Below are 23,121 nucleotides of genomic sequence, written 5' to 3' on the forward strand. Positions count from 1 at the left end.
CCCCGGCGGCCGTCTCGTCATGCCGAGCGGTGTACCTCGATCATACGGCGCAAACCGCTCGATCGGGGGGCCTGTGGCGTACTCCATCCGCGGCCGAGGCGCTGATCAGCGCCTGTTCCCGATGGTGCACTCAGGGCACAGGGCGCCCCCATGGCGCTCAGCCCCCGGCGGTACCGGCAGTCTCGCCGAGCACGTGGAGCTGGGTGGCGACGGAGTGGAACGCGGGCAGTTCGGCCGCCGCGGCCTCCAGCCTCAGCAGCGCGTCCACGGCACCGGGCTCGGTGTCCACCAGGACGCCGGGCACCAGGTCGGCGAAGACCCGCACGCCGTGCACCGCGCCGACCCGCAGACCGGCGCCCTCGACCAGCGCGGTGAGCTGCTCCGCGGTGAACCGGCGGGGCATCGGGTCGCCGCTGCCCCAGCGGCCGTCGGGGTCCTGGAGCGCCTGGTGGGCCTCGGTGAAGTGGCCGGCGAGGGCGCGGGCGAGCACGGCGCCGCCGAGACCGGCGGCGAGCAGGCTGAGGACGCCCTCGGGGCGCAGCGCGGCGACCGCGTTGCGCACGCCCTCGGCCGGGTCGTCCACGTACTCCAGGACGCCGTGGCACAGGACGGCGTCGTAGCCGCCCGGCTCGACCACGTCGAACAGGCCGTGCGCGTCGCCCTGCACGCCCCGGACCCGGTCGGCGACGCCGGCCTCGGCGGCGCGACGCTCCAGGGCGAACAGGGCGTTGGGGCTGGGGTCGACCACGGTGACACGGTGGCCGAGGCGGGCGACGGGCACGGCGAAGTTCCCGCTGCCGCCCCCGGTGTCGAGGACGTCCAGCGAGTCCCGGCCCGTGGCCTTGACCCGGCGGTCGAGAGCGTCCTGCAGGACGTCCCAGACCACGGCGGTACGCAGGGAGGCGCGGGGGCGCGACGGGTCCGACACGGCAGTTGACTCCTCGGCGGGGCTGAGCGACTTCAGGCGTCTCCACCCTATTGCCTCCGGCACCGCGGCAGGTCATCACGTCGGCGTCCGCCCCCGTGCGTCGCGCCCGGGCCCGCCACGGTGCGCGTCACCACCGACGCGTGGCCGGTGCGGGGGCCGGTGCCCGACGTGGCCGACGGGCGGACCGGTGTCGTAGTGGCGGGGCGTGGTCAGCCCGCGTCCGGGAGCGGGCCGTGCGGTCGTGGGGCGCCGGGTCCGGGGCCGTCCGGCGCTTGCGGCGCGTCGGTGTCCCGGCGGGGCTGGGGCAGGACCGGCTGGAGGGCGAGCAGCCGCTCCACGATGCGCAGGAACATCCCCACGTCGCGTATCAGGTCGTCGGCGTCCCGGCGGCCGGCCGCGCCCCGGATGCCCGCCTCGGCGCGGGCGCGGCGCGCGGCGCCGGAGGCGAACAGCGCGCTCCACTCGGTCAGCTCCGGGGCGATCTCCGGCAGCACCTCCCAGGCGCTGCGGATGCGGGCCCGGCGGCGGGCGGAGGTCTCGGGCCGGCCGCGGGCGGCGAGCACGGCGGCGGCGGTGCGCAGGGCGGCGAGGTGGGCCGTGGCGTAGCGCTCGTTCGGGGTCTCCAGGAGCACGGCCTCCTCCAGTCCGGCGCGGGCCTTGGCGAGCAGGTCGAGCGCGGCGGGCGGGGCCGTGGCCCGGCGGAGCACGGGGTGTACGTCGCTCGCGGGGCCGGTCAGTGAGGGGGCAGGGCCGGTGGCGCGGCGCCGGCGGGCGGCGGCTGCGGACGAGTGGGCCATGACGAACCTCCTGTCGTCTGGGTGACGGCACACGTGCCGTATGTGCCCATCGTGAGGTATGCCACTGACAATCCGTTCTGAGCTGGGCTTTCACCACGGCCGAGGGGGCGGGCGCGGCCATCGGGGCCCGGGCCACCTGTGAGAATCGGGGCCATGGAAAGCACCAGCGCCAGGGCCGGCGGGAGCACGCGCCGCGAGGCCACCCGGCAGAAGCTCTACGAGGCTGCCGTCACGCTCATCGCCGAGCAGGGCTTCTCCGCGACCACGGTGGACGAGATCGCCGAGCGGGCCGGGGTCGCCAAGGGCACGGTCTACTACAACTTCGCCAGCAAGTCCGTCCTCTTCGAGGAGCTGCTGCGGCACGGCGTCGGCCTGCTCACCGCGTCCCTGAAGGAGGCGGCGGAGGGCACGGCACGCGCCGGGGGCGGCAAGGTGGACGCGCTGGACGCGATGATCCGCGCGGGCCTGGTCTTCATCGACCGCTACCCGGCCTTCACCCAGCTGTACGTCGCCGAGCTGTGGCGCACCAACCGGGCCTGGCAGTCCACCCTGATGGTGGTGCGGCAAGAGGCCGTGGCGGTGGTGGAGGGGGTGCTGCGCGAGGGTGTGGCGGCCGGCGAGTTCAGCGACGAGATCGACGTGCCGCTGACGGCGGCGGCGCTGGTCGGCATGGTGCTGGTGGCCGCGCTCGACTGGAAGTCCTTCCAGCCGGAGCGCTCCCTGGACGACGTCCACGCGGCCCTGTCCCGGCTGCTCCAGGGTCGGGTCAGCGGCCGGATCTGAGGCAACCGGGTCCGAGGGGCGCCGAAGAGGGGCGCACAGGGGCAGGCGCCGACCCGGTTTCCCGGTCCGGCGCCTGCCCGTCTCCCCCGTGATCCCCCGTACTTCCTCCCGTACTCCCCCGTACGGGTTCCCCCTGTGCGGACCCCCGTGGCGGTCGTCCCCCGAGGCCCCCCGTCTCGCTTCCGCCGACGGGTCGGCGGAAGGAGCGGCCGGTGACCGGGTGCCGTTCCGCCGCCCCGTGTCGGCGGTGCGGGCCGGTCCCCCTGCCGTGGCTCCACTCTCCCGTCCCGGCGGCCGGCGCCCCATCCGCGCGCGTACTCATCTGGCGGTCTGAGTACCTGTACTCAGCCGCCCGCGCGCGTGCCCGGGCAGCCCGCCCCCGGGCTGGCTACGATCGCCTCCGTGTCCGTTCTTCCCCTGGTCTTCACCAGCGGCTGGGCCAGCGGTGTCAACGCCTACGCGGTGGTGCTGCTGCTCGGCCTGTTCGGCGTGACGGGGGTCAGTGACGACGTGCCGGGGACCTTGCAGCGCCCGGAGGTGCTGATCGTCGCCGGTGTGCTGTTCCTGTGCGAGGCCGTCGCCGACAAGATCCCGTACGTGGACTCGCTGTGGGACTCCGTGCACACCGTGGTCCGTCCGCTCGCCGGCGCCTGGGTGGGGGCGCTGCTCGCCGGGCAGAGCGGCTCGGTGTCGGATGTGGCGGCCGGGCTGCTCGGCGGTTCCACGGCGCTGGCCAGCCATGCCGTCAAGGCCGGGACACGGATGGCGGTCAACGCCTCGCCCGAGCCGTTCAGCAACATCGTGCTGAGTGTGGCCGAGGACCTCGGGGCCGGGGGCGTGGTCGCGTTCGCGGTGTTCCATCCCGTGGCGGCGGCGGTCGTCGCGGGCGTCCTGCTGGCCGGCGGGCTGCTGGCCCTGGTGTTCCTGTTCTCGCGCATCCGGCGCTTCCTGCGCCGCCGGGCCCGTCGGCGCGAGGCGCGACGGCCCGCCTCACGGCCCCGCTGACCTGCGCCGGGGCCGCCCGGCGGCCGGATTGTCGGTGGCGGTCGATAAAGTCGCGGACATGGCACGGATTGCGGTGATCGGCGCCGGGATGGGCGCGATGGCGGCCGCCGCCAGGCTGGCCGTCGCGGGCCACCGGGTGGTGGTGTACGAGCGTACGGAGACGTACGGCGGCGCGGTGCGCCGGTTCGAGCGGGACGGCTTCGGCTTCGACACGGGTCCGGGGCTGCTCACGCTGCCCGCGGTGTACCGCGATCTGTTCGTCAAGACCGGCAAGGCGCCGCTGGAGGACCGGGTCGAGCTGGTCCAGGTCGACCCGTCGTCGCGGCACGTCTTCGCGGACGGCAGTGAGGTGTCGCTGCCCAACGCCACGCGCGCGGGGGTCGTGGCGGCCCTGGACGAGGCGCTGGGCGCGGGCACGGGCGAGCGCTGGGGTGACTTCCTGGTGCGGGCCCGCGAGGCCTGGGACCGTACCCGCCGGCCGCTGCTGGAAGAGCCGCTGTGGCCGAACTGGCGGGTGCTGGCCGAGAAGGAGCCGTACCCGGCGGTGCCGCACAAGCGGCTGCTGCGCACACGGCGGGCCGCGACCCTGGCCGAGGCCGCCGCCTGGGAGCTGCGGGACGAGCGCCTGGCGGCCCTGCTGACCAGCCACGCGCTCGCCCACGGCCTGGACCCCCGGACCGCTCCGGCGAGCGCGGCGGTGCTGCCGTACATGGAGCACGCCTTCGGCACCTGGTATGTGCGCGGAGGCATCCGGGAGTTGGCGCGCGCGGTGTACGAACGGTGCCTGGAGCGGCGGGTGGAGTTCGTCTTCGGCGCCGAGATCACCCGGATCGTGGAGAAGGACGGCCGGGCCGCGGGGGTGGAGCCGGCCGGGGGCCCGGTCGCGGAGGCGGACCATGTCGTGGCGGACGTCCATCCGGCGCGGCTGCGGGCCCTGACGGAGCGTCCGCTGGACGGCGAGGAGGATGTGCGGGCCGACCCTGGGGCCGCGGCGTCCGCCCGGTTCACCGTGCTGCTCGCGCTGCGCGGCGCCCCGGAGCCCGGTGCCGCGCACCGCACGGTCGTGCATCCGGCGGCCCCGGAGCGGGAGTGGGACTTCCTGGCCTCGCCGGGCGGTGCCGAGCCGCCCACGCCGACGGTGACCGTGCTGCGCCCCGACGACCCCGCGCTCCGGCCCGACGACGGGCACGAGTCGGCGGTGCTGTCCGCCGTGGTGCCCGCGCGGGCGGCCTGGGACGACGAGCGCACGGTCGCCCGGTACACGGATCTGCTCCTGGAGGCCGCCGGGCGGGCGATACCGGGGCTGCGCGACCGGCTGCTGTGGCACGAGGTGCGGGCGCCGGGTGCCGCCGAGGAGGAGACGGGCGCCCGCGCGGGGGCCGTGCCCGCGCCCGCGCTGGCGGCCGGCCAGGGCCGCTTCCTGCACCCGGCGAACAGCACCCGGCTGCCGGGGCTGTACCGGGTGGGCGGCTGGTCCCACCCGGGCGGCGGCCTGCCGCACGCCGGGATGTCGGGCGCGCTGGTGGCCGGGCTGATCGTGGAGGGTCCGGAGTTCCGCGGCTCGCAGTGAGCGCGGGCCGGGCGGCTCAGAAGCGGTACTGCTCGTCGTACCCGGCCCCGCCCGGCTGCCGCGGGTAGGGCTGCTCCTGTGGGAGTTCGCCGCCGTGGCTGTCGTCGGTGCGCTGCTGCGGCACCCACACCCCGCCCGGCGGGGTCTCGGGGTACCCGACGGGGGCGTACGGGTCCTGGGGGTAGCCCGGCTGCTGTCCGTACTGCCCGGCGGGGCCCTGGTCGTAGGCGGCGTAGGGCCGGCTGCCGATGTAGGGGTCCGAGTAGTTGGCGTATCCCTGCCGGCCGTCGGCGGTGTCGTAGCCGTAGTCCTGGGCGTCGTAGCCGGTGTAGCCGTAGACGGGGGCCTGCGGGTCGGGGGCCGGGTGGCCGGGGGTGCCGTAACCGTCGTAGCCGCCGGTGTCGCCGGGGGCGGGCTGGGGCGCGTGGACGGCGGTGGTCTCGGCGGCGGCCGGTCCGGCCGGGCGGGCCGCGGCGGGCGTGAAGACGTCGTCGCGGTCGTCGTCGAAGTCGCCGGGCGCCTGGGCGGGACCGTAGCCCACCTGGTCGGGGGTGTAGCCCTCCAGGTCGAGGGCGTAGGGCTCCTCGCCGGTTCCGGGGAACGCGGGGGCGGTCTCCGGGGCGGCGGGGGTGGTGTCCCGCGCGGCCGGGTCCTTGCGGCCCGCGCGCCCCCGGCGCCGCTTGCTGCCGCCGCCACCGGCCTGGGGGCCGGGACGGCGGACCGCCCAGCCGGAGGCGAAGCCCCGGCGGAACGACAGCGTGACGTAGGTCTGACCGACCGCGAAGGCGATCGCGCCCAGCGCGATGACGATCACGGAGGGCAACAGCACACCGATCACAACGCCGAGGAAACCGGCGAAGGCCAGCAGCCGCCAGCGCAGCCGCGCCTTGTACTGCAGCAGCACCTCGCCCAGCAACCACAGCGCGACGCCGCCGAACGCGATGTAGAGGACCGTCCAGCCCATGTACGCCCCTCTCCCAATGACCGCTACTGCCAGTGACCGCTACGCAGTGTGTCCTATCGCGGTGCGGCCGGTCTAGGCCCGCGGGGGGTGGTGCAGGCCCAGGTTCTCGTAGATCTCCAGGGTCGCCGTGGAGTTGTTCAGCGTGATGAAGTGCAGTCCGGGCACTCCCTCGGCCAGCAGCCGGGCGCAGAACTCCGTGGCGAACTCGATACCGATGGAGCGTACCGCCGCCGGATCGTCCTTCGCCGCCAGGATCCGCTCTTTCAGGGCGTCCGGGAAGCTGGCGTTGCTGAGCTTCGGCAACCGTTCCAGCATCTTCACGCTCGTGACCGGCAGGATCTCCGGGATCACCGGGGTGTCACAGCCGGCCGCCACCACGCGGTCGCGCAGTCGCAGATAGGACTCGGGCTGGAAGAACATCTGTGTGATGGCGTAGTCGGCGCCCGCACGGCACTTGTCCACGAAGTGCGCGACGTCGGTGTCCCAGTCCACGGAGCGCGGGTGCATCTCGGGGAACGCGGCGACGCCCACGCAGAAGTCGCCCGACTCCTTGATGAGCCGGACGAGTTCGGCGGCGTAGGTCAGGCCCCGGGGGTGCGGGACCCATTCGCCCATGGGGTCGCCGGGCGGGTCGCCGCGCACGGCGAGCATGTTGCGGATGCCGGCGTCGGCGTACTGGCCGATGATGTTGCGCAGTTCGGCGATGGAGTGGTCGACCGCGGTGAGGTGGGCGACCGGGGTCAGCGTCGTGTCGGCGACGATCTGCTGGGTCTCCTTGACGGTGCCCGCGCGGGTGGAGCCGCCGGCGCCGTAGGTCACGGAGACGAAGTCGGGGGCGACCGCCTCGACCCGCCGGAGCGCGCTCCACAAGTTCCGCTCGCCCTTGGGAGTCTTCGGCGCGGAGAACTCGAACGAGTACGTCGTCTTGCCGCTGGCGAGCATATCGCGCACGGTGCGTGCGCGATCAGTCCTGGTGGACGGGGTTCCGAGGGCCATACGGGCAGGTTAGCCAGGGGCGGACGGTCCCCCAACCATGCCTCGGAAATATGCCCGAATTGTCGGGACGTTGTCCATCCCTTGGACAGTTTCCGCCGGACGGCGGTCCGCTCGGCCCTGCCCTAGACCTGCCGCAGCCGCTTGGCGAACTCCGCCGCCGCCGCGCCGGGATCGTCCGCCTCGGTGATCGCGCGCACCACGACCACCCGGCGGGCCCCCGCGTCCAGCACCTGGTCGAGGTTGCCCAGGTCGATGCCGCCGATGGCGAACCAGGGGCGGTCGGTGCCGAGGCCCGCGGTGTGGCGGACCAGACCGAGGCCGGGGGCGGGCCGGCCGGGCTTGGTGGGGGTGGGCCAGCAGGGGCCGGTGCAGAAGTAGTCCACGCCGTCCTGGACGGCCGCGGCGGCGGCCTCGTCCTCGGCGTGCGTGGAGCGGCCGATCAGCACCTCCTCGCCGAGGATCGCGCGGGCGGCGGGAACCGGCAGGTCGCCCTGGCCGAGGTGCAGCACGCCGGCGCGGGCGGCGTGGGCGACGTCGGCCCGGTCGTTGACCGCGAGCAGCTTGCCGTGCCGGGCGCAGGCGTCGGCGAAGACCTCCAGGTGCTCCAGCTCCTCGGCGGCCTCCATGCCCTTGTCGCGCAGCTGCACGATGTCGACGCCGCCGGCCAGCGCCGCGTCCAGGAACTCGGGCAGGTCGCCCTGGCGCTTTCGGGCGTCCGTGCAGAGGTACAGGCGGGCGTCGGCGAGCGCGGCGCGGGCGGTGTCGGACATGCGTGGGTCCCCCCGTGGTCGGTGTGCCTGGTGGTTCTCGGCGGTGGTGTGCGGGCGCGGGTCCCGACCGCACGCGGTGGCCGGGCGCTGGTCCCGGCGGCGGGTGTGCGGGCGGGCGGCCCGCACACCCTCTCGTACCGCGGGTCGGCCCGGACGCCGAGCCTCGTACCGCGGGTCGGCTCGAACGGCGAGCCTCGTTCCGCGGGTCGGCTCAGACGGCGAGCGCCTGGGCGCGGCGCTTCACCTCCGTGCCGCGATTCTCGCTCAGGGCCTGCGCGGGGGTGCCGGGCAGGGTGGGGTCGGGGGTGAAGAGCCACTCGATCATCTCTTCGACCGTGAAGCCGTCGTCCCGCAGCAGCGTCAGGGTCCCGGACAGGCCCTTGACCACCTTGTCCCCGTCGATGAAGGCGGCGGGCACGTGCAGCGCCCTGTTCTCACCCCGGCGTACGGCGATGAGCTGGCCCTCCTTGACCAGCTGCCTCACGCGCGTCACCTCGACACCGAGCATCTCGGCGATGTCGGGAAGGGTGAGCCACTCGGGGACGAGAGCATCGATCTTTGCGTCAATCTCGGTCACAGCACCCAGGGTAGGCGCTCCGCCGGTCCCGCCGCGATGTGTCGTCGGCCGTCCGCGGGTGCGTTGTGGCTGGTGGGGCCCCCGGAAGCCGGACGCTGCGAGGGGCGCGGTCAGTCGGCCGTGGCGTTCTTCAGCGGCCGGGCCGGGTCCGTCAGGGCCTCGACGTCCATGGTCCGGCCCGCCTCGATCAGGCGGCGGCCCTGGGCCAGGTCGCGGGGACGGCCGACGGCCAGCAGGGCCACCAGGCGGTCCTCGCACAGCCAGCACACCGTCCAGGACGGGCCCGCGGGGTCGCCGCGCCAGACCATGCGCTCGCCGGCCGCGTGGTGGCCGGCGTACTGCACGAACCGCCCGAACTGCTCCGACCAGAAGTAGGGCACCGGGTCGTAGACCGCCGGGGTCTCGCCGAGGATGTCCGCGGCGACCGTGCGCGGGCCCTGGAGGGCGTTGTCCCAGTGGTGGACCAGGAGCCGTTCGCCGTAGCGGGCCGAGGGGAAGGACGCGCAGTCGCCGACGGCGTACACGTCCGGTACGGAGGTGCGCAGCCGGTCGTCGGCGAGGACCTCGCCGTGCGCGCCCAGCTCGACGCCGGAGCCGGCCAGCCAGGCGGTGGCGGGACGGGCGCCGATGCCGACGACGACGGCGCCGGCGGGCAGCCGGGTGCCGTCGGCGAGCAGCACCGCGCCGGGCTCGACGCGGTCCACGCGCGCGTGGGTGCGCAGGGTGACGCCGGCGTCGGCGTACCAGCCGGCCATCGGGGCGGCGACCTCGGCGGGCAGGGCGCCGGCCAGCGGCTGGCCGGCGGCCTCCACGACGGTGACCGCGCAGCCGGCCTCGCGGGCGGCGGTGGCGAACTCGGCGCCGATCCAGCCGGCGCCCACCACCACGATGTCGTGCTGCCGGGCGAGGACGGGGCGCAGCCGTGCGGCGTCGTCCAGGGTGCGCAGCAGATGCGTGCCGGGTACGCCCTCGGCATCGGGCAGGGTGACCGGTTCGGCGCCGGTGGCGAGGACGAGGACGTCGTAGGGCACCACGCCGTGCTCGGTGTCCAGCTCGCGCGCGGCGGGCCTGAGGCCCCGCACCTCGCAGCCGAGCCGCAGTTCGACGCCGAGGGACTCGAAGTCCACGTCGAAGGCGGAGCCCTCGGCGGTGCCCAGCAGCACCGCCTTGGACAGCGGCGGCCGGTCGTACGGCTGGTGCGGTTCGGCGCCGATGACGGTCACCGGGCCCTTGAAGCCCTGTTCCCGCAGGGCGACCGCGGTCTGCACCCCGGCCATGCCCGCGCCGACGACGACCACGCGCCGTCGCTGTGCCGTGCCCTCGTGCGGTGTCTGCTCGCTCACGCGATCACCTTAGACACATGACGGAACGTCAGTCAGCGGGCGTGCTCGGTGACCTGCTCCACAACGCTGGTGCCGGAGCCCGGCGCGGACTCCCACTCCCAGGTCTCCGCCAGCCGCAGCCGCCCGTCCTCGAGCTCCTCGACCGTGGACACGCAGTGCCCCGAGGCGGTCGTCCCGTCGGTCCTCAGCTGCACGTACCGGAAGTCCAGCCGGTCCCCCTCGCGGGTGCCGACCAGATGGCCGCGTACCACGTCACCGCCGGCGTACTCGGCCCAGACGGCGCCGCCTTCCTCGTGGTAGGCGAACCGGGTGCGGGTGCCCACCTGGCCCGGGGCCTGGTCCGACACGGGGGCGAAGAAAAGTCCGTCGAGCGAACGGGCCATGGAACGGGGCTCCCTTACGGGTGAGGAGGGCGGCGGGCTAGGGTGGCCACCGTACAAGCACTCGCGGGAGCCCGGACGACCGGGCTGAGAGGGAGGCTCGCGGCCTCCGACCGTACGAACCTGATCCGGGTCATGCCGGCGAAGGGAGGGGCTCACCGCCCATGTCCTCACGTACGTCCGACGTCCTCGTCATCGGGGGCGGAATCATCGGCCTGGTCACGGCCTGGCGCGCGGCGCAGCGCGGGCTCGCCACGGCCGTCGTGGACCCCGCGCCCGGCGGCGGGGCCGCGCAGGTGGCGGCCGGGATGCTGGCCGCGGTCACCGAGCTGCACTACGGCGAGGAGACCCTGCTCGGCCTGAACCTGGCCTCCGCGCGCCGCTATCCGGAGTTCGCGGCCGAGCTGACCGAGCTGACCGGTCACGACCTCGGCTACCGCCGCTGCGGCACCCTCGCCGTCGCGCTGGACTCCGACGACCGCGCCCACCTGCGCGAACTGCACGCCCTCCAGCAGCGCCACGGCCTGGAGTCGCAGTGGCTGTCCGGGCGGGAGTGCCGCCGCCTGGAGCCGATGCTGGCGCCCGGGGTGCGCGGCGGGCTGCGGGTCGACGGTGACCACCAGATCGATCCGCGCCGGCTGGCGGCGGCCCTGGTCGTCGCCTGCGAGCGGTCCGGTGTGGTGTTCCACCGGGTCCGGGCCGAGCGCCTGGACGTGGCCGGGGACCGGGCCGCCGGTGTCACCACGGCCGACGGCACCGGGCTGCGCGCGGAGCGCGTGGTGCTCGCCGCGGGCAGCCTGAGCGGGCGCCTCGCGGGCGTGCCGGCGGAGGTGCTGCCTCCGGTGCGGCCGGTCAAGGGCCAGGTGCTGCGGCTGACCGTGCCGCCCCGGTACGCGCCGTTCCTGAGCCGGACCGTACGGGCCGTGGTGCGCGGCGGCCCGCTGTACCTGGTGCCCCGGGAGAACGGGGAACTGGTCGTCGGCGCCACCAGCGAGGAGCTGGGCTGGGACACCACGGTCACCGCCGGGGGCGTGTACGAGCTGCTGCGCGACGCCCACGAGCTGGTGCCCGGCATCACCGAGCTGCCGCTCACCGAGACCCGGGCCGGTCTGCGCCCCGGCTCCCCCGACAACGCGCCGCTGCTCGGCCCGTCCCGTCTGCCCGGGCTGCTGCTGGCGACCGGGCACTACCGCAACGGGGTGCTGCTGACGCCGGTCACCGGGGACGTGCTGGCGCACACCCTGGTCACCGGTGAGCTTCCCGAAGAGGCACGTCCGTTCACCCCCCGGCGCTTCGGTGCCGCCCGCACGGAACAGCTGGAGCAGCCCGTATGAGCATCTCCGTCACCATCTCGGTCAACGGCGAACCCCGCCGTGTCGCCCCCGGCACCGCGCTGGACACGCTGGTGCGGACCCTCACGGCGGCGCCGCGCGGGGTGGCCGCCGCCGTCAACGAGACCGTCGTCCCGCGCGCGCAGTGGGCGACGACCGCGCTCGCCGAGGGCGACCGCGTCGAAGTCCTCACCGCCGTACAGGGAGGCTGAGCCATGGCCGACGATCCTCTGGTCCTCGGAGACCTCGCCTTCTCCTCCCGGCTGATCATGGGCACGGGCGGAGCGCCCAGCCTGGAGGTCCTGGAGCGGGCGCTGGTCGCCTCCGGCACGGAGCTGACGACGGTGGCGATGCGCCGGGTGGACCCCTCGGTGCACGGCTCGGTGCTGTCGGTGCTGGAGAAGCTCGGCATCCGGGTGCTGCCGAACACGGCGGGCTGCTACACCGCCGGCGAGGCCGTGCTGACCGCCCGGCTGGCCCGGGAGGCGCTGGGCACGGACCTGGTCAAGCTGGAGGTCATCGCCGACGAGCGGACGCTGCTGCCGGACCCGGTGGAGACGCTGGAGGCGGCGGAGACGCTGGTCGACGAGGGGTTCACGGTGCTGCCGTACTGCAACGACGACCCGGTGCTGGCGCGCAGGCTGGAGGACGTGGGGTGCGCCGCCGTCATGCCGCTGGGCTCGCCGATCGGGTCGGGGCTCGGGATCCGCAACCCGCACAACTTCCAGCTGATCGTGGAGCAGGCGAACGTGCCGGTGATCCTGGACGCGGGGGCCGGTACGGCGTCCGACGCGGCGCTGGCGATGGAGCTGGGGTGCGCGGGGGTGATGCTGGCCTCCGCGGTGACGCGGGCGCAGGACCCGGAGCTGATGGCGTCCGCCATGAGGCTCGCGGTGGAGGGGGGCCGGCAGGCCCGGCTGGCGGGCCGGATCCCACGCAGGTACCTCGCCGAGGCGTCGTCCCCCGCGGAGGGGCTGGCCCGGCTGGATCCGGAGCGGCCGGCGTTCTAGGTCCTGTCGTCAAACTCCCGCCGTCCGCCCGGAGGGCGGGCCGCACGGCGTCAGGTGCGTGCTCTGGGGGTCCCCCCGGCCGAAGGCTGGGGGAGTGCCGGGCCCTGACCCTCGTACTGGGCGTACTTGGGTCTGGGCCCGGTGCGGCGAGTGGGGGCACCCCCTGCTCGAAGAGCTTGGGGGAGCGTGCATGGCGTCGCGCGGCAGGCGGGAGTCTGACGACAGGGCCTTAGTCCCGGTGGGCCCGGGTTCCGCGTGTGTCGCGTCACAGGTCGGCTGCAGTACCGGTGCCGTACCCGGCGGACGGGCGGGCCCGCCGGGCAGGTCCTCGTAGACTCGCCTGCGTGGATACGACCCTTCAGGACCCCCTCGTCGGGCAGGTGCTCGACGGCCGGTACCGCGTCGACGCGCGGATCGCGGCGGGCGGGATGGCCACGGTCTACCGGGCCCTGGACACCCGTCTGGACCGTGTGCTCGCGCTGAAGGTGATGCACCCGGCGCTCGCCGCCGACGGGTCCTTCGTCGAGCGGTTCATCCGGGAGGCCAAGTCGGTCGCCCGGCTCGACCACCCCAACGTGGTGCAGGTCTTCGACCAGGGCACCGACGGGTCGTACGTCTATCTGGCGATGGAGTACATCGCCGGCTGCACCCTGCGGGACGTGCTGCGCGAGCGCGGGGCCGTGCAGCCGCGGGCCGCGCTGGACATCCTGGAGCCGGTGCTCGCCGCGCTGGGCGCCGCGCACCGGGCCGGGTTCGTGCACCGGGACATGAAGCCCGAGAACGTGCTGATCGGCGACGACGGCCGGGTCAAGGTGGCCGACTTCGGGCTGGTGCGCTCGGTGGACACGGTGACCAGCACCACGGGCGCCGTGCTCGGCACCGTCTCCTACCTCGCGCCCGAGCAGATCGAGAACGGCACCACGGACCCGCGCGTCGACGTGTACGCGTGCGGGGTGGTGCTGTACGAGATGCTGACGGGCGCGAAGCCGTACTCCGGGGAATCCCCGGCCCAGGTGCTCTACCAGCACCTGCACGCCGACGTGCCGCCGCCCTCGGCGCTGGTGCCGGGGCTGCCGGTGGCGCTGGACGAGCTGGTGGCGTCGGCCACCGCGCGCGCCCCCGAGGACCGGCCCGAGGACGCGGTGGCGCTGCTCGCCCAGGCGCGCCAGGCCCGGCTGACGCTGACCGAGGAGCAGCTGGACGCGCTGCCGCCGCAGGCGCTGACCGCGGAGCACGACACCGCCGAGGACCGTACGAGCGTGATCCCGCGCGCGCTGACCGTGCCCCGGCCCCGGCCGGTCGACGAGGACGCCCTGGACCCCGCCGTCGACCGCACCGCCCGGCTCCAGACCCCGCCCGTGCCGCCGCGCCGGCGCCCGGCCCGGCCCCCGCGCTCGGTGCTGGCGCTGATCGTGGCCGTGCTGGTGGTGCTCGGGGTGGGCGCCGGGGTCTGGTACATCAACTCCGGCCAGTTCACCAAGGTCCCGCCGCTGCTGGCGAAGACCGAGGCCGAGGCGCGGGACCGGCTGGACTCGGCCGGGCTGGACGTCGGCCGGGTCAAGCGGGCCTACAGCGACACCGTCGAACGCGGCACGGTGATCGGCTCGGACCCGGCGCCCGGCGCGCGGATACGGGACCACGGCAAGGTCACGCTGACCGTGTCGCTGGGCCCGGAGACGGTGAACGTGCCGAACGTGGAGGGACAGACCCTGGCGAAGGCACGGGCGGGGCTGAAGGCGGACGGCCTGGAGCCGGGCATGGTCACCCGCGAGTTCAGCGAGGACGTGCCGGCGGGCTCGGTCATCCGTACGACGCCGGACGCGGGCACGAAGCGGCACGCGGGCTCGGCGATCGCGCTGACCGTCAGCAAGGGCAGCCCCGTCGACGTGCCGGACGTCACCGGCGAGGACCTGGACAGCGCCCGGGACGCCCTGGAGGAGGCCGGGCTGAAGGTGAAGGTGTCCGCCGAGCGGATCCACTCCTCCGATTACGACAAGGGGACCGTCGCCGCGCAGACCCCGGACGAGGGGAGCGAGGCCGCCGAGGGCGACACGGTGACGCTGACGCTGTCCGAGGGCCCGGAGATGGTCGAGGTCCCGGACGTGGTCGGCGACAGCGTGGACGACGCCCGCGACGCCCTGGAGGAGGCGGGCTTCGAGGTGAAGGAGGACCGCGGGCTGCTCGGGCTGTTCGGCGACACCGTGAAGAAGCAGTCGGTGGAGGGCGGCGACGAGGCGCCCAAGGGCTCCACGATCAAGATCACCATCCGCTGACCGGTCACACCACCGCTCACCTCCGGTGACCGGGCTCACCGCCGGGCCCGGTCCGGGTGCGGGGGCGGACATGACACCCTGAACGGGTGAGTCCCGTTCAGTCCTCCCTCCCCCGCAACCCCGTCGGCAGCCATGTCCCGGTGGCCGGCGGTCTGCACTCCGTCGGGCTGTCCTACGCCCGTGATCTGAAGGCGGAGACCGTGCAGGTCTTCGTCGCCAACCCGCGCGGCTGGGCCACGCCCGCCGGGAACCCCCGGCAGGACGAGGCGTTCCGCGCGGCCTGCGCCGAGGAGTCGATCCCGGCCTATGTGCACGCCCCGTACCTGATCAACTTCGGCTCGCACACCGGGGCGACCGTGGAGCGGTCGGTGGAGTCGCTGCGGCACTCGCTGCGGCGCGGGCGGGAGATCGGCGCGCTCGGTGTGGTGGTGCACACCGGGAGCGCGACCGGCGGCCGGGCCCGGGAGGTGGCGCTGAAGCAGGTGCGCGAGCACATGCTGCCGCTGCTGGACGAGCTGACCCATGACGACGACCCGTTCCTGCTGCTGGAGTCGACGGCCGGGCAGGGCGCCTCGTTGTGCTCGCGCACCTGGGACCTCGGGCCGTACTTCGAGGCGCTGGACGCCCACCCGAAGCTGGGCGTGTGCCTGGACACCTGCCATGTCTTCGCCGCCGGGCACGACCTGACCGGGCCGAGCGGCATGCACCGGACGCTGGACCTGCTGGTGGAGACCGTCGGCGCGGGCCGGCTGAAGCTGATCCACGCCAACGACTCCAAGGACGTGGTGGGCGCGCACAAGGACCGGCACGCGAACATCGGCGCCGGCCACATCGGCGAGGACCCCTTCCGGGCCCTCATGACCCACCCCGCGACCGAGGGCGTGCCGCTGGTGATCGAGACGCCCGGCGGCAAGGAGGGGCACGCGGCGGACGTGGAGCGGCTGAAGAAACTTCGCGACAACTGACTGGGAATACCCCTAGGGGGTATATGGTTCCTGCTGGGCGCGGGAACCACTACCTGACATGGGGGCAGTCATGCAGCACGAAGCGCACACGGAACACGGACACCACCACGGCCACCAGCACCCGGACCACGGGCACCACGAGCACGAGACGCATCAGGGCCATCAGGGGCATCAGGGGCACCACCACTCCCCCGGCGCCTCCTGGACCATGGCCGCACAGGCCACCCTGCACTGCCTGACCGGCTGCGCCATCGGCGAGGTGCTGGGCATGATCATCGGTACGGCGCTCGGCTGGGGCAACCTGCCGACCATGGTGCTCGCGATCGTGCTGGCCTTCTTCTTCGGCTACTCGCTCACCCTGCGCGGGGTACTGCGGGCCGGCGTCGACTTCCGTACGGCCTTCCGGGTGGCGCTGGCGGCGGACACCCTGTCCATCGCGGTGATGGAGCTGATCGACAACGGCGTGATCCTGATCTGGCCGTCGGCGATGGACGCCATGCTGAGCGACGCGCTGTTCTGGGTCTCGCTCGCCGTCTCGCTGGTGATCGCCTTCCTGGTGACCACCCCGGTCAACAAGTGGACGATCGGCCGGGGCAAGGGCCACGCGGTGGTGCACCAGTACCACCACTGAGCCCGAAGGACGCGGGAGTCAGAGCTCGGGGCCGTCCCCGGGCTCCTCCTGGTAGGAGTAGCGCTGTTCCTTCCAGGGGTCGCCGATGTTGTGGTAGCCGCGCTCCTCCCAGAAGCCGCGGCGGTCGGCGGTCATGTACTCCACGCCCCGGACCCACTTCGGGCCCTTCCAGGCGTACAGGTGGGGCACGATCAGGCGGACCGGGAAGCCGTGCTCGGCGGTGAGCAGCTCACCGTCCTTGTGGGTGGCGAAGATGGTGCGCTCGGAGCAGAAGTCCGACAGGCGCAGGTTCGAACTGAAGCCGTACTCCGCCCAGACCATCACATGGGTGACGTCCGGCGCCGGCGGCGCGAGGTCCAGGACGGCGCTCGCGGGGACGCCGCCCCACTCCGCGCCGAGCATGCTGTACTTCGTCACGCAGTGCAGATCGGCCACCACCGTGGTGTACGGCAGGGCCGTGAACTCCTCGTGGGTCCAGGTGTGCTTGCCGCCGTCGGCGGTGGCGCCGAAGACCCGGAACTCCCAGCGTTCGGGCCGGAACTTCGGCACGGGTCCGTAGTGCGTGACCGGCCAGCCCCGCTGGAGCCGCTGGCCCGGCGGAAGCTCGGACCCTGCCGCCGTCCCAGACTCGCGCTCCACCGGATGCCCCATGTATCCATCCTGACAGACCCCGGGCAGTGCCCCTGACCACCCACCCCCGAATAGGACAATTGCCTACAACTCAGTGCGTACTTACTAAGTACGCACTTACTGGACGATCTTCCCCGCCGGTGCAATCATGCGGCGCTAGCGGCCGGTCCACCTGGAAGGAGTCCATAGCCATGCAAGGCGACCCCGAGGTCATCGAACTGCTGAACGAACAGCTGACCGCCGAGCTGACCGCGATCAACCAGTACTTCCTGCACGCCAAGCTCCAGGACCACAAGGGATGGACCAAGCTCGCCCGGTACACCCGGGCGGAGTCCTTCGACGAGATGCGGCACGCCGAGATCCTCACCGACCGCATCCTGCTCCTGGACGGCCTGCCCAACTACCAGCGGCTGTTCCATGTGCGGGTCGGGCAGACGGTGACCGAGATGTTCCAGGCGGACCGGCAGATCGAGGTCGAGGCCATCGACCGGCTGCGCCGGGGTGTGCAGCTGATGCGGGAGAAGGACGACATCACGTCGGCCAACGTCTTCGAGGCGATCCTGGCCGACGAGGAACACCACATCGACTACCTGGACACCCAGCTGGAGCTGGTGGACAAGCTGGGCGAGGCGCTCTACCTGTCGACCGTGGTCGAGCAGAGCCAGCCGGACTCCTCCGGCTAGGCCGCGTCGTCCAGCCGTGCCAGGGCCGGGGCCCGCTGGTCGATCAGTTCCCGGCGCGGGCAGGCGCCACGGCCGAGCAGGGCCTGGATGCGCCGCACGCAGCCACCGCAGTCGGTGCCGGCCTTGCAGGCGGAGGCGATCTGGCGCGGGGTGCAGGCGCCGTTCTCCGCGTGCTGCTTCACCTGGTCCTCGGTGATGCCGAAGCAACTGCAGACGTACACGCGGGTTCACCTCCCCGAGGGGTTCGCTGTTCGATGCACTCCCCGTTCCGGTGAGGCAAACCTAACCTTACCCACGCCGTGGCACCCGGAAAAGCGACCGGGGCGCGGATCCGGTGTGATCCGCGCCCCAGGGTGGCTCATCGGCCGCCGGTCACTGGTCCCGGTACATCTCGGCCACGAGGAACGCCAGGTCCAGCGACTGGCTGCGGTTCAGCCGGGGGTCGCAGGCCGTCTCGTAGCGCTGGTGCAGGTCGTCCACGAAGATCTCGTCGCCGCCGCCCACGCACTCGGTGACGTCGTCGCCGGTCAGCTCCACGTGGATGCCGCCCGGGTGGGTGCCGAGCGCCTTGTGGACCTCGAAGAAGCCCTTGACCTCGTCGAGCACGTCGTCGAAGCGGCGGGTCTTGTGCCCGGAGGCCGCCTCGAAGGTGTTGCCGTGCATCGGGTCGGTCACCCAGGCCACCGTCGCCCCGGACGCCGTGACCTTCTCGACCAGGTCGGGGAGCTTGTCGCGGATCTTGTCGGCGCCCATCCGGACGATGAAGGTCAGCCGGCCAGGCTCCCGCTCGGGGTCGAGGCGCTCGATGTACTGCAGCGCCTCCTCGGCCGTGGTGGTCGGGCCGAGCTTGATGCCGATCGGGTTGCGGATCCGCGAGGCGAACTCGATGTGCGCGTGGTCCAGCTGCCGGGTGCGCTCACCGATCCACACCATGTGCGCGGAGACGTCGTACAGCTGCCCGGTGCGCGAGTCGACCCGGGTGAGGGCGGACTCGTAGTCCAGCAGCAGCGCCTCGTGCGAGGAGTAGAACTCGACGGTCTTGAACTCCTCCGGGTCCGCCCCGCAGGCGTGCATGAAGTTCAGCGCGTTGTCGATCTCGCGCGCGAGCTGCTCGTAGCGCTGGCCGGACGGCGAGGTGCGCACGAAGTCCTGGTTCCAGGCGTGCACCTGGCGCAGGTCGGCGTAGCCGCCGGTGGTGAAGGCGCGCACCAGGTTCAGCGTGGACGCCGACGCGTGGTACATGCGCTTCAGCCGCTCCGGGTCCGGGATGCGGCTGGCCTCGGTGAAGTCGAAGCCGTTGACGGAGTCGCCCCGGTACACCGGCAGCGTCACGCCGTCGCGGGTCTCGGTCGGCTTGGAGCGCGGCTTGGAGTACTGCCCCGCGATGCGGCCGACCTTCACCACGGGCACGGAGGCCGCGTAGGTCAGGACGGCGCCCATCTGGAGCAGCGTCTTCAGCTTGTTGCGGATCTGGTCGGCGGAGACGCCGTCGAAGGCCTCCGCGCAGTCGCCGCCCTGGAGGAGGAACGCCTCTCCCTTGGCGACGGCCGCCATCCGGGCGCGCAGCTGGTCACACTCGCCCGCGAAGACGAGCGGCGGATACGACTCGAGGTCCGCGATCACTGCGCGCAGAGCCTCGGGGTCGGGGTACTCGGGCTGCTGCGCCGCGGGCAGGTCTCGCCAGGTGTTGCCAGCGCTCTGGCTGGTCTTAGCGTTCACGGTCACCCCGTAAACATTACGGGGTCGCGCCAAGGGATTTTCGCCCCGGCTCGAAGGGTGAGACGCGGCCGGTCCACCGCGCGAGAGGCGCGCGGCGGACCGGCCGGGGCCGTCACACCCGGCCGTCAGCGCCGGTCCTGCACCGCCGGGTCGTCGAAGCCGACGGCGAAGACGGCGCGCAGGGAGAGGTTGTCCACGCCCTGGTAGCCCGTGCACGCGTTGTCCTTCTCGGTGATGACCGGGAAGTCCGTCTCGTGCGCGGCCCGCAGGGCGCTGCCCGCGCAGATGCCCTCGGTCTGCCCCCACAGCTCCTCCACCTGCGTGGTGCCGAGCCGGGGCCAGTAGCTCAGGGCCTGCGGCGGGCCCACCGCCCAGTTGCCGCCGGCCGCGCAGCTCGTCGTGGGGCCGGTGTCGCCCAGCCAGGTGTGCGAGAACACACCGCTCTTGGTGCCGCACCCCTTGTGGAAGGCGAAGTTCAGCACGCCCTGGCCGTCGGTCCAGGTCATGCCGCCTTGCAGGCCCCGGTAGGCGCCGGCCTTGTAGGCGTCCTGGACCACGGTCCTGCCGCCGGACATGTTGAGCAGCCCCGGATAGGAGGCCGACCCGGACGGGTTCAGCTGGTAGCGCACCACGCGTCCGCCCTCGGTGCCGCCGTACCACTCACCGGTGACGAGCTTGTACGGGCCGTCCCCGGTCTTGTCCAGCGAGAGCCACGAGAAGCACAGGTACTGGGGGTCGATGACGCCGCCCTGGCAGGAGGAGGGCACGCCGGCCTGCTTGTAGTAGTGCACCTGCGGCACGACGTACGGGTAGCCGCAGGCGCTGGAGCGGCCGCCGCTGTCGACGCCGTAGGTGTGCACGTCGGAGCCGTAGCGGTCGACCTTCGCCATGCGGTCGATGTCGAAGACCCGGATGCCGTTCACGGTGTCCGTCACATAGATGTAGTTGCCGTACCAGACGATGCCGCCGCCGTGGCCGGTCACCAGCTTGAAGTTCGTGCCCGAGCCGGTGGGCTCGGCGAGGAAGACGTGACGGTACTTGGCGGTGTCCCGGTCCAGGAAGGTCAGCTTCAGCATGTTCTGCGTCGTGCAGTTCTCCGACTTCTCCCCGGAGAGGACCTCGTAGTGCCAGGAGACGGCCGTGACGCGGCGGCCCTGGATCGCGCCGTCCCCGCCGTCGGCGGTGCCGGTGCTGCTCAGTCCCTGCGGCCACCAGTGCGGGGTGGTGTCGTCGGTGTGCGCGTGCGACCAGCACCAGGCCGTCTTGGTGGTGACGGGCGGCAGTGCCTTGGTCTCGTCGCCGGTGCAGGCGCGCATCGAGCGCAGGTTCAGCCAGGGGTCGGTCGCGCCCGCGGAGTTCTTCGTGTAGTCCGTGGTGACGACGTCGGTGAGCGTGGCGTGGTCGGTGAGGACGTTGTTGTAGAGGTTGTTCGCGGCGGAGACGGTGCTGGTGTCGGTCAGCTTGAACTGGTCGGCGCCGAGCGAGAGCTTCGTCATCGTCGGCGCGTCCACCGCCGAGGCGGGCTGGGCCGTGAGGCCGGTCGTCAGGAGCGCCGCCGTGGCCGCCAGCGAGGCCAGCAGCCTGGATCTGAGTCCCATGCACACCTTCCGTGCGGTAGGAGTGGAACATGACAAATGAAGCCAAGATCGTAGCGCGGTGCGGTAGGGTTCCCCGCATGTTCGCGCCGTCGATCCAGAACTGGTGGTGGACCGCTTCTTTGGCGGCCCACTGATCGCGCGTACGACGACTTCGCGAAGGCCGCTCCGAGGGGCGGCCTTCGGCGTTTCCGGGGCCGTTCCTCACCGACACCCGACGGAATGAGGAACCCATGGACCTGGCACGGCTCGCCCACGACGACCGCCCCTTCGCCCTGCTCCGCCGCCGCACCCCGGGCCGCGACGAGCAGCTGGTCGAGGTGCTGATCGGCCCGGTGACCCGGCGGGAGAAGCTGGCCGCCCTGCCCGACGAGGGGCTCGCCCTGGTGCCGTTCCGGCAGCTGGGCGAGCGCGGCTTCGACGTCCGCGACGACGGCACCCCGCTGCTGGTGCTCACCCCCGAGGAGTCGTATGAGCTCCCGCTCACCGAAGCGCTGGACCGGCTGCCCGCGCACGCGGTGCGGGTCGAGGACGGCGGCTTCGACGTGGACGACGAGGAGTACGGCGAGATCGTCGGCCGGGTGCTGCGCGAGGAGATCGGCCGGGGCGAGGGCGCGAACTTCGTGATCCGGCGCACGTACGAGGGCCGGATCCCCGGCTTCGGCCGCGCGGACGCGCTCGCGCTGTTCCGGCGGCTGCTGGTGGCCGAGCGGGGCGCGTACTGGACGTTCGTGGTGCACACCGGGGACCGGACGCTGGTGGGCGCGAGCCCCGAGGTGCACGTCCGGATGAACGGCGGCACGGTCGTCATGAACCCGATCAGCGGCACGTACCGCTATCCGGCCGGCGGGCCCACCCCGGAGGACCTGCTGACGTTCCTCTCCGACGCCAAGGAGACCGAGGAGCTGTCGATGGTCGTCGACGAGGAACTGAAGATGATGTGCACCGTCGGCGACATGGGCGGGGTCGTCGTCGGCCCCCGGCTGAAGGAGATGGCACACCTCGCGCACACCGAGTACGAGCTGCGCGGGAAGTCCTCGCTGGACGCGCGGGAGGTGCTGCGGGAGACCATGTTCGCGGCGACCGTGACCGGGTCGCCGGTGCAGAACGCCTGCCGGGTCATCAAGCGGTACGAGAGCACGGGGCGCGGGTACTACGCCGGGGCGCTGGCCCTGCTCGGGCGGGACGCCGGGGGCGCGCAGACCCTCGACTCGCCCATCCTGATCCGCACCGCCGACATCGGCGGGGACGGCCGGCTGCGGGTGCCGGTCGGGGCGACGCTGGTGCGCGGCTCCGACCCGGCCGGCGAGGTCGCCGAGACCCATGCCAAGGCGGCGGGCGTGCTGGCCGCCCTCGGCGTGCGGCCCGCCCGGCCGCGGGCGGAGCGGGAGCGGCCCCGGCTGGCCGACGACCCCCGGGTGCGGGCGGCGCTGGACGGCCGGCGGGCCGGGCTCGCGCCGTTCTGGCTGCGGATGCAGGAGCGGTCCGCCGGTCTCGCGGGCCACGCCCTGGTGGTCGACGGCGAGGACACCTTCACCACGATGCTGGCGCACGTCCTGCGCTCGGGCGGGCTCGAGGTGACCGTCCGGCGCTACGACGAGCCCGGGCTGCGCGCGGCGGTGCTCGGCCACGAGGGTCCGGTCGTCCTCGGGCCCGGCCCCGGGGACCCCCGCGACCTCGCCGACCCCAAGATGCGGATCCTGCGGGAGCTGGCCGCCGAGGTGGTCGGGACGCACCGGCACGGGGTGCTCGGCGTCTGCCTCGGGCACGAGCTGATCGCGGCCGGGCTGGGCCTGGACATCGTGCGCAAGCGGGTGCCGTACCAGGGGGCGCAGACCGTGATCGACCTGTTCGGGCGGAGCGAGACCGTCGGCTTCTACAACAGCTTCGTCGCGCGCTGCGACGAGCCGACGGCCCGGGAGCTGGCCGCGCACGGCGTGGAGGTGAGCCGCTCGGCCGACGCCGAGGTACACGCCCTGCGCGGCCCCGGCTTCGCCGGTGTCCAGTTCCACCCGGAGTCGGTACTGACACTGAACGGTGCGACGATCGTGCGCGAACTGGTGACCGGCCTGCACCGCACGACCGTGTAACCGCGCGGAACGACCGCCCGGCGGCCGGCGGCCGGAACTCCGGGGGCGGTCGGCCGGGCACCGGGGCCGGCCCGCCGGCGG

The 23,121-nt window shown here is 73.4% G+C and carries 24 protein-coding genes and 1 riboswitch; of the genes, 12 read left to right on the forward strand and 12 right to left on the reverse strand.

Annotated elements, in window-relative coordinates:
- Window positions 1–157: 157 nt before the first annotated feature.
- Complete coding sequence (locus IE251_RS09495; protein WP_189752455.1) at window positions 158–928, reverse strand: methyltransferase; 771 nt, start codon at window positions 926–928, stop codon at window positions 158–160.
- Between the two features lie 209 nt (window positions 929–1,137).
- Complete coding sequence (locus tag IE251_RS09500) at window positions 1,138–1,725, reverse strand: SAV_6107 family HEPN domain-containing protein (RefSeq protein ID WP_189752456.1); 588 nt, start codon at window positions 1,723–1,725, stop codon at window positions 1,138–1,140.
- Between the two features lie 153 nt (window positions 1,726–1,878).
- Here IE251_RS09500 and IE251_RS09505 point away from each other — a divergent pair, with 153 nt between their 5' ends.
- The 3 genes from IE251_RS09505 (at window position 1,879) to IE251_RS09515 (ending at window position 5,083) form a co-directional block, all read left to right on the forward strand.
- Window positions 1,879–2,508: a TetR/AcrR family transcriptional regulator gene (locus tag IE251_RS09505; protein ID WP_189752457.1), complete on the forward strand. Its 630-nt coding sequence runs from the start codon at window positions 1,879–1,881 to the stop codon at window positions 2,506–2,508.
- A gap of 402 nt (window positions 2,509–2,910) precedes the next feature.
- Window positions 2,911–3,513 (forward strand): DUF4126 domain-containing protein, encoded by a 603-nt coding sequence (locus IE251_RS09510; protein ID WP_189752458.1) that lies wholly within the window; start codon window positions 2,911–2,913, stop codon window positions 3,511–3,513.
- 58 nt (window positions 3,514–3,571) lie between these two features.
- Window positions 3,572–5,083 carry a phytoene desaturase family protein gene (locus IE251_RS09515; protein ID WP_189752459.1) on the forward strand — a complete coding sequence of 504 codons (1,512 nt, stop codon included), beginning with the start codon at window positions 3,572–3,574 and terminating at the stop codon, window positions 5,081–5,083.
- 16 nt (window positions 5,084–5,099) lie between these two features.
- On the opposite strand, the gene IE251_RS09520 is transcribed toward IE251_RS09515, so the two are convergent.
- The 6 genes from IE251_RS09520 to IE251_RS09545 all read right to left on the reverse strand — a co-directional run bounded on the left by IE251_RS09520 (window position 5,100) and on the right by IE251_RS09545 (window position 10,116).
- Window positions 5,100–6,047: a low temperature requirement protein A gene (locus tag IE251_RS09520; RefSeq protein ID WP_189752460.1), complete on the reverse strand. Its 948-nt coding sequence runs from the start codon at window positions 6,045–6,047 to the stop codon at window positions 5,100–5,102.
- Window positions 6,048–6,119: 72 nt separating this feature from the next.
- A complete protein-coding gene (metF, locus tag IE251_RS09525) occupies window positions 6,120–7,043 on the reverse strand; it encodes a methylenetetrahydrofolate reductase [NAD(P)H] (protein WP_189752461.1) in 924 nt (307 codons plus the stop codon).
- A gap of 122 nt (window positions 7,044–7,165) precedes the next feature.
- Window positions 7,166–7,813, reverse strand: coding sequence for a thiamine phosphate synthase (gene thiE, locus IE251_RS09530; protein WP_189752462.1), 648 nt, complete (start codon window positions 7,811–7,813; stop codon window positions 7,166–7,168).
- Between the two features lie 211 nt (window positions 7,814–8,024).
- Window positions 8,025–8,390: an Rv2175c family DNA-binding protein gene (locus tag IE251_RS09535; protein ID WP_030783380.1), complete on the reverse strand. Its 366-nt coding sequence runs from the start codon at window positions 8,388–8,390 to the stop codon at window positions 8,025–8,027.
- Between the two features lie 110 nt (window positions 8,391–8,500).
- Complete coding sequence (locus IE251_RS09540; protein WP_189752463.1) at window positions 8,501–9,733, reverse strand: NAD(P)/FAD-dependent oxidoreductase; 1,233 nt, start codon at window positions 9,731–9,733, stop codon at window positions 8,501–8,503.
- Between the two features lie 32 nt (window positions 9,734–9,765).
- Entirely contained in the window at window positions 9,766–10,116 is a 351-nt protein-coding gene (locus IE251_RS09545) for an avidin-fold protein (RefSeq protein WP_189752464.1), read from the reverse strand.
- A gap of 53 nt (window positions 10,117–10,169) precedes the next feature.
- Window positions 10,170–10,280: riboswitch (TPP riboswitch) on the forward strand.
- On the opposite strand from IE251_RS09545, the gene thiO reads away from it, so the two are divergent.
- The 6 genes from thiO to IE251_RS09575 all read left to right on the forward strand — a co-directional run bounded on the left by thiO (window position 10,278) and on the right by IE251_RS09575 (window position 16,323).
- Window positions 10,278–11,447, forward strand: coding sequence for a glycine oxidase ThiO (gene thiO / locus IE251_RS09550; RefSeq protein ID WP_189752465.1), 1,170 nt, complete (start codon window positions 10,278–10,280; stop codon window positions 11,445–11,447). Its footprint overlaps the riboswitch before it by 3 nt.
- Window positions 11,444–11,656 carry a sulfur carrier protein ThiS gene (gene thiS / locus IE251_RS09555; protein ID WP_189752466.1) on the forward strand — a complete coding sequence of 71 codons (213 nt, stop codon included), beginning with the start codon at window positions 11,444–11,446 and terminating at the stop codon, window positions 11,654–11,656. Before thiO ends, thiS begins: the two co-directional genes overlap by 4 nt.
- 3 nt (window positions 11,657–11,659) lie before the next feature.
- Complete coding sequence (locus tag IE251_RS09560; RefSeq protein ID WP_189752467.1) at window positions 11,660–12,454, forward strand: thiazole synthase; 795 nt, start codon at window positions 11,660–11,662, stop codon at window positions 12,452–12,454.
- A 344-nt stretch (window positions 12,455–12,798) separates the two neighbouring features.
- Window positions 12,799–14,727, forward strand: coding sequence for a Stk1 family PASTA domain-containing Ser/Thr kinase (gene pknB, locus IE251_RS09565; protein ID WP_189752468.1), 1,929 nt, complete (start codon window positions 12,799–12,801; stop codon window positions 14,725–14,727).
- Between the two features lie 86 nt (window positions 14,728–14,813).
- Window positions 14,814–15,692 carry a deoxyribonuclease IV gene (locus IE251_RS09570; RefSeq protein WP_189752469.1) on the forward strand — a complete coding sequence of 293 codons (879 nt, stop codon included), beginning with the start codon at window positions 14,814–14,816 and terminating at the stop codon, window positions 15,690–15,692.
- Window positions 15,693–15,762: 70 nt separating this feature from the next.
- Window positions 15,763–16,323 carry a DUF4396 domain-containing protein gene (locus IE251_RS09575; protein ID WP_189752470.1) on the forward strand — a complete coding sequence of 187 codons (561 nt, stop codon included), beginning with the start codon at window positions 15,763–15,765 and terminating at the stop codon, window positions 16,321–16,323.
- 18 nt (window positions 16,324–16,341) lie between these two features.
- Here the strand turns inward: IE251_RS09575 and IE251_RS09580 are convergent, their stop codons facing one another.
- Window positions 16,342–16,974: a sulfite oxidase-like oxidoreductase gene (locus IE251_RS09580; protein ID WP_189752471.1), complete on the reverse strand. Its 633-nt coding sequence runs from the start codon at window positions 16,972–16,974 to the stop codon at window positions 16,342–16,344.
- A gap of 170 nt (window positions 16,975–17,144) precedes the next feature.
- Here IE251_RS09580 and bfr point away from each other — a divergent pair, with 170 nt between their 5' ends.
- Complete coding sequence (gene bfr / locus IE251_RS09585) at window positions 17,145–17,636, forward strand: bacterioferritin (protein WP_189752472.1); 492 nt, start codon at window positions 17,145–17,147, stop codon at window positions 17,634–17,636.
- Here bfr and IE251_RS09590 read toward each other — a convergent pair.
- The 3 genes from IE251_RS09590 to IE251_RS40885 form a co-directional block, all read right to left on the reverse strand.
- On the reverse strand, window positions 17,633–17,857 hold the full coding sequence (locus tag IE251_RS09590; RefSeq protein WP_189752473.1) for a (2Fe-2S)-binding protein: 225 nt from the start codon (window positions 17,855–17,857) through the stop codon (window positions 17,633–17,635). The two genes, bfr and IE251_RS09590, sit on opposite strands and share 4 nt — an antisense overlap.
- 151 nt (window positions 17,858–18,008) lie before the next feature.
- Window positions 18,009–19,361, reverse strand: a complete 1,353-nt coding sequence (locus IE251_RS09595; protein WP_030783351.1) for a class II 3-deoxy-7-phosphoheptulonate synthase — start codon at window positions 19,359–19,361, stop codon at window positions 18,009–18,011.
- Window positions 19,362–19,480: 119 nt separating this feature from the next.
- Window positions 19,481–20,953, reverse strand: a complete 1,473-nt coding sequence (locus IE251_RS40885) for a hypothetical protein (protein ID WP_229896671.1) — start codon at window positions 20,951–20,953, stop codon at window positions 19,481–19,483.
- Window positions 20,954–21,030: 77 nt separating this feature from the next.
- Between IE251_RS40885 and IE251_RS42065 the strand changes: the two genes are divergently transcribed.
- Together IE251_RS42065 and IE251_RS09610 are read left to right on the forward strand one after the other, a co-directional pair.
- Window positions 21,031–21,087 carry a trp operon leader peptide gene (locus tag IE251_RS42065; protein ID WP_350967234.1) on the forward strand — a complete coding sequence of 19 codons (57 nt, stop codon included), beginning with the start codon at window positions 21,031–21,033 and terminating at the stop codon, window positions 21,085–21,087.
- Window positions 21,088–21,183: 96 nt separating this feature from the next.
- Window positions 21,184–23,040, forward strand: coding sequence for an anthranilate synthase family protein (locus IE251_RS09610; protein WP_189752475.1), 1,857 nt, complete (start codon window positions 21,184–21,186; stop codon window positions 23,038–23,040).
- Window positions 23,041–23,121: the final 81 nt, after the last annotated feature.

The sequence above is a fragment of the Streptomyces eurythermus genome, assembly GCF_014649115.1.
Classification (GTDB): Bacteria; Actinomycetota; Actinomycetes; order Streptomycetales; family Streptomycetaceae; genus Streptomyces; species Streptomyces eurythermus.

Coding starts and splice junctions, on each gene's coding strand:
- thiO (WP_189752465.1), top strand. CDS start 10,278: ATGTCCTCACGTACGTCCGACGTCCTCGTCATCGGGGGCGGAATCATC.
- metF (WP_189752461.1), bottom strand. CDS start 7,043: ATGGCCCTCGGAACCCCGTCCACCAGGACTGATCGCGCACGCACCGTG.
- IE251_RS09545 (WP_189752464.1), bottom strand. CDS start 10,116: ATGGCCCGTTCGCTCGACGGACTTTTCTTCGCCCCCGTGTCGGACCAG.
- IE251_RS09505 (WP_189752457.1), top strand. CDS start 1,879: ATGGAAAGCACCAGCGCCAGGGCCGGCGGGAGCACGCGCCGCGAGGCC.
- thiE (WP_189752462.1), bottom strand. CDS start 7,813: ATGTCCGACACCGCCCGCGCCGCGCTCGCCGACGCCCGCCTGTACCTC.
- thiS (WP_189752466.1), top strand. CDS start 11,444: ATGAGCATCTCCGTCACCATCTCGGTCAACGGCGAACCCCGCCGTGTC.
- IE251_RS09610 (WP_189752475.1), top strand. CDS start 21,184: ATGGACCTGGCACGGCTCGCCCACGACGACCGCCCCTTCGCCCTGCTC.
- bfr (WP_189752472.1), top strand. CDS start 17,145: ATGCAAGGCGACCCCGAGGTCATCGAACTGCTGAACGAACAGCTGACC.
- IE251_RS09520 (WP_189752460.1), bottom strand. CDS start 6,047: ATGGGCTGGACGGTCCTCTACATCGCGTTCGGCGGCGTCGCGCTGTGG.
- IE251_RS09580 (WP_189752471.1), bottom strand. CDS start 16,974: ATGGGGCATCCGGTGGAGCGCGAGTCTGGGACGGCGGCAGGGTCCGAG.
- IE251_RS09515 (WP_189752459.1), top strand. CDS start 3,572: ATGGCACGGATTGCGGTGATCGGCGCCGGGATGGGCGCGATGGCGGCC.
- IE251_RS40885 (WP_229896671.1), bottom strand. CDS start 20,953: ATGGGACTCAGATCCAGGCTGCTGGCCTCGCTGGCGGCCACGGCGGCG.
- IE251_RS09575 (WP_189752470.1), top strand. CDS start 15,763: ATGCAGCACGAAGCGCACACGGAACACGGACACCACCACGGCCACCAG.
- IE251_RS09500 (WP_189752456.1), bottom strand. CDS start 1,725: ATGGCCCACTCGTCCGCAGCCGCCGCCCGCCGGCGCCGCGCCACCGGC.
- IE251_RS09560 (WP_189752467.1), top strand. CDS start 11,660: ATGGCCGACGATCCTCTGGTCCTCGGAGACCTCGCCTTCTCCTCCCGG.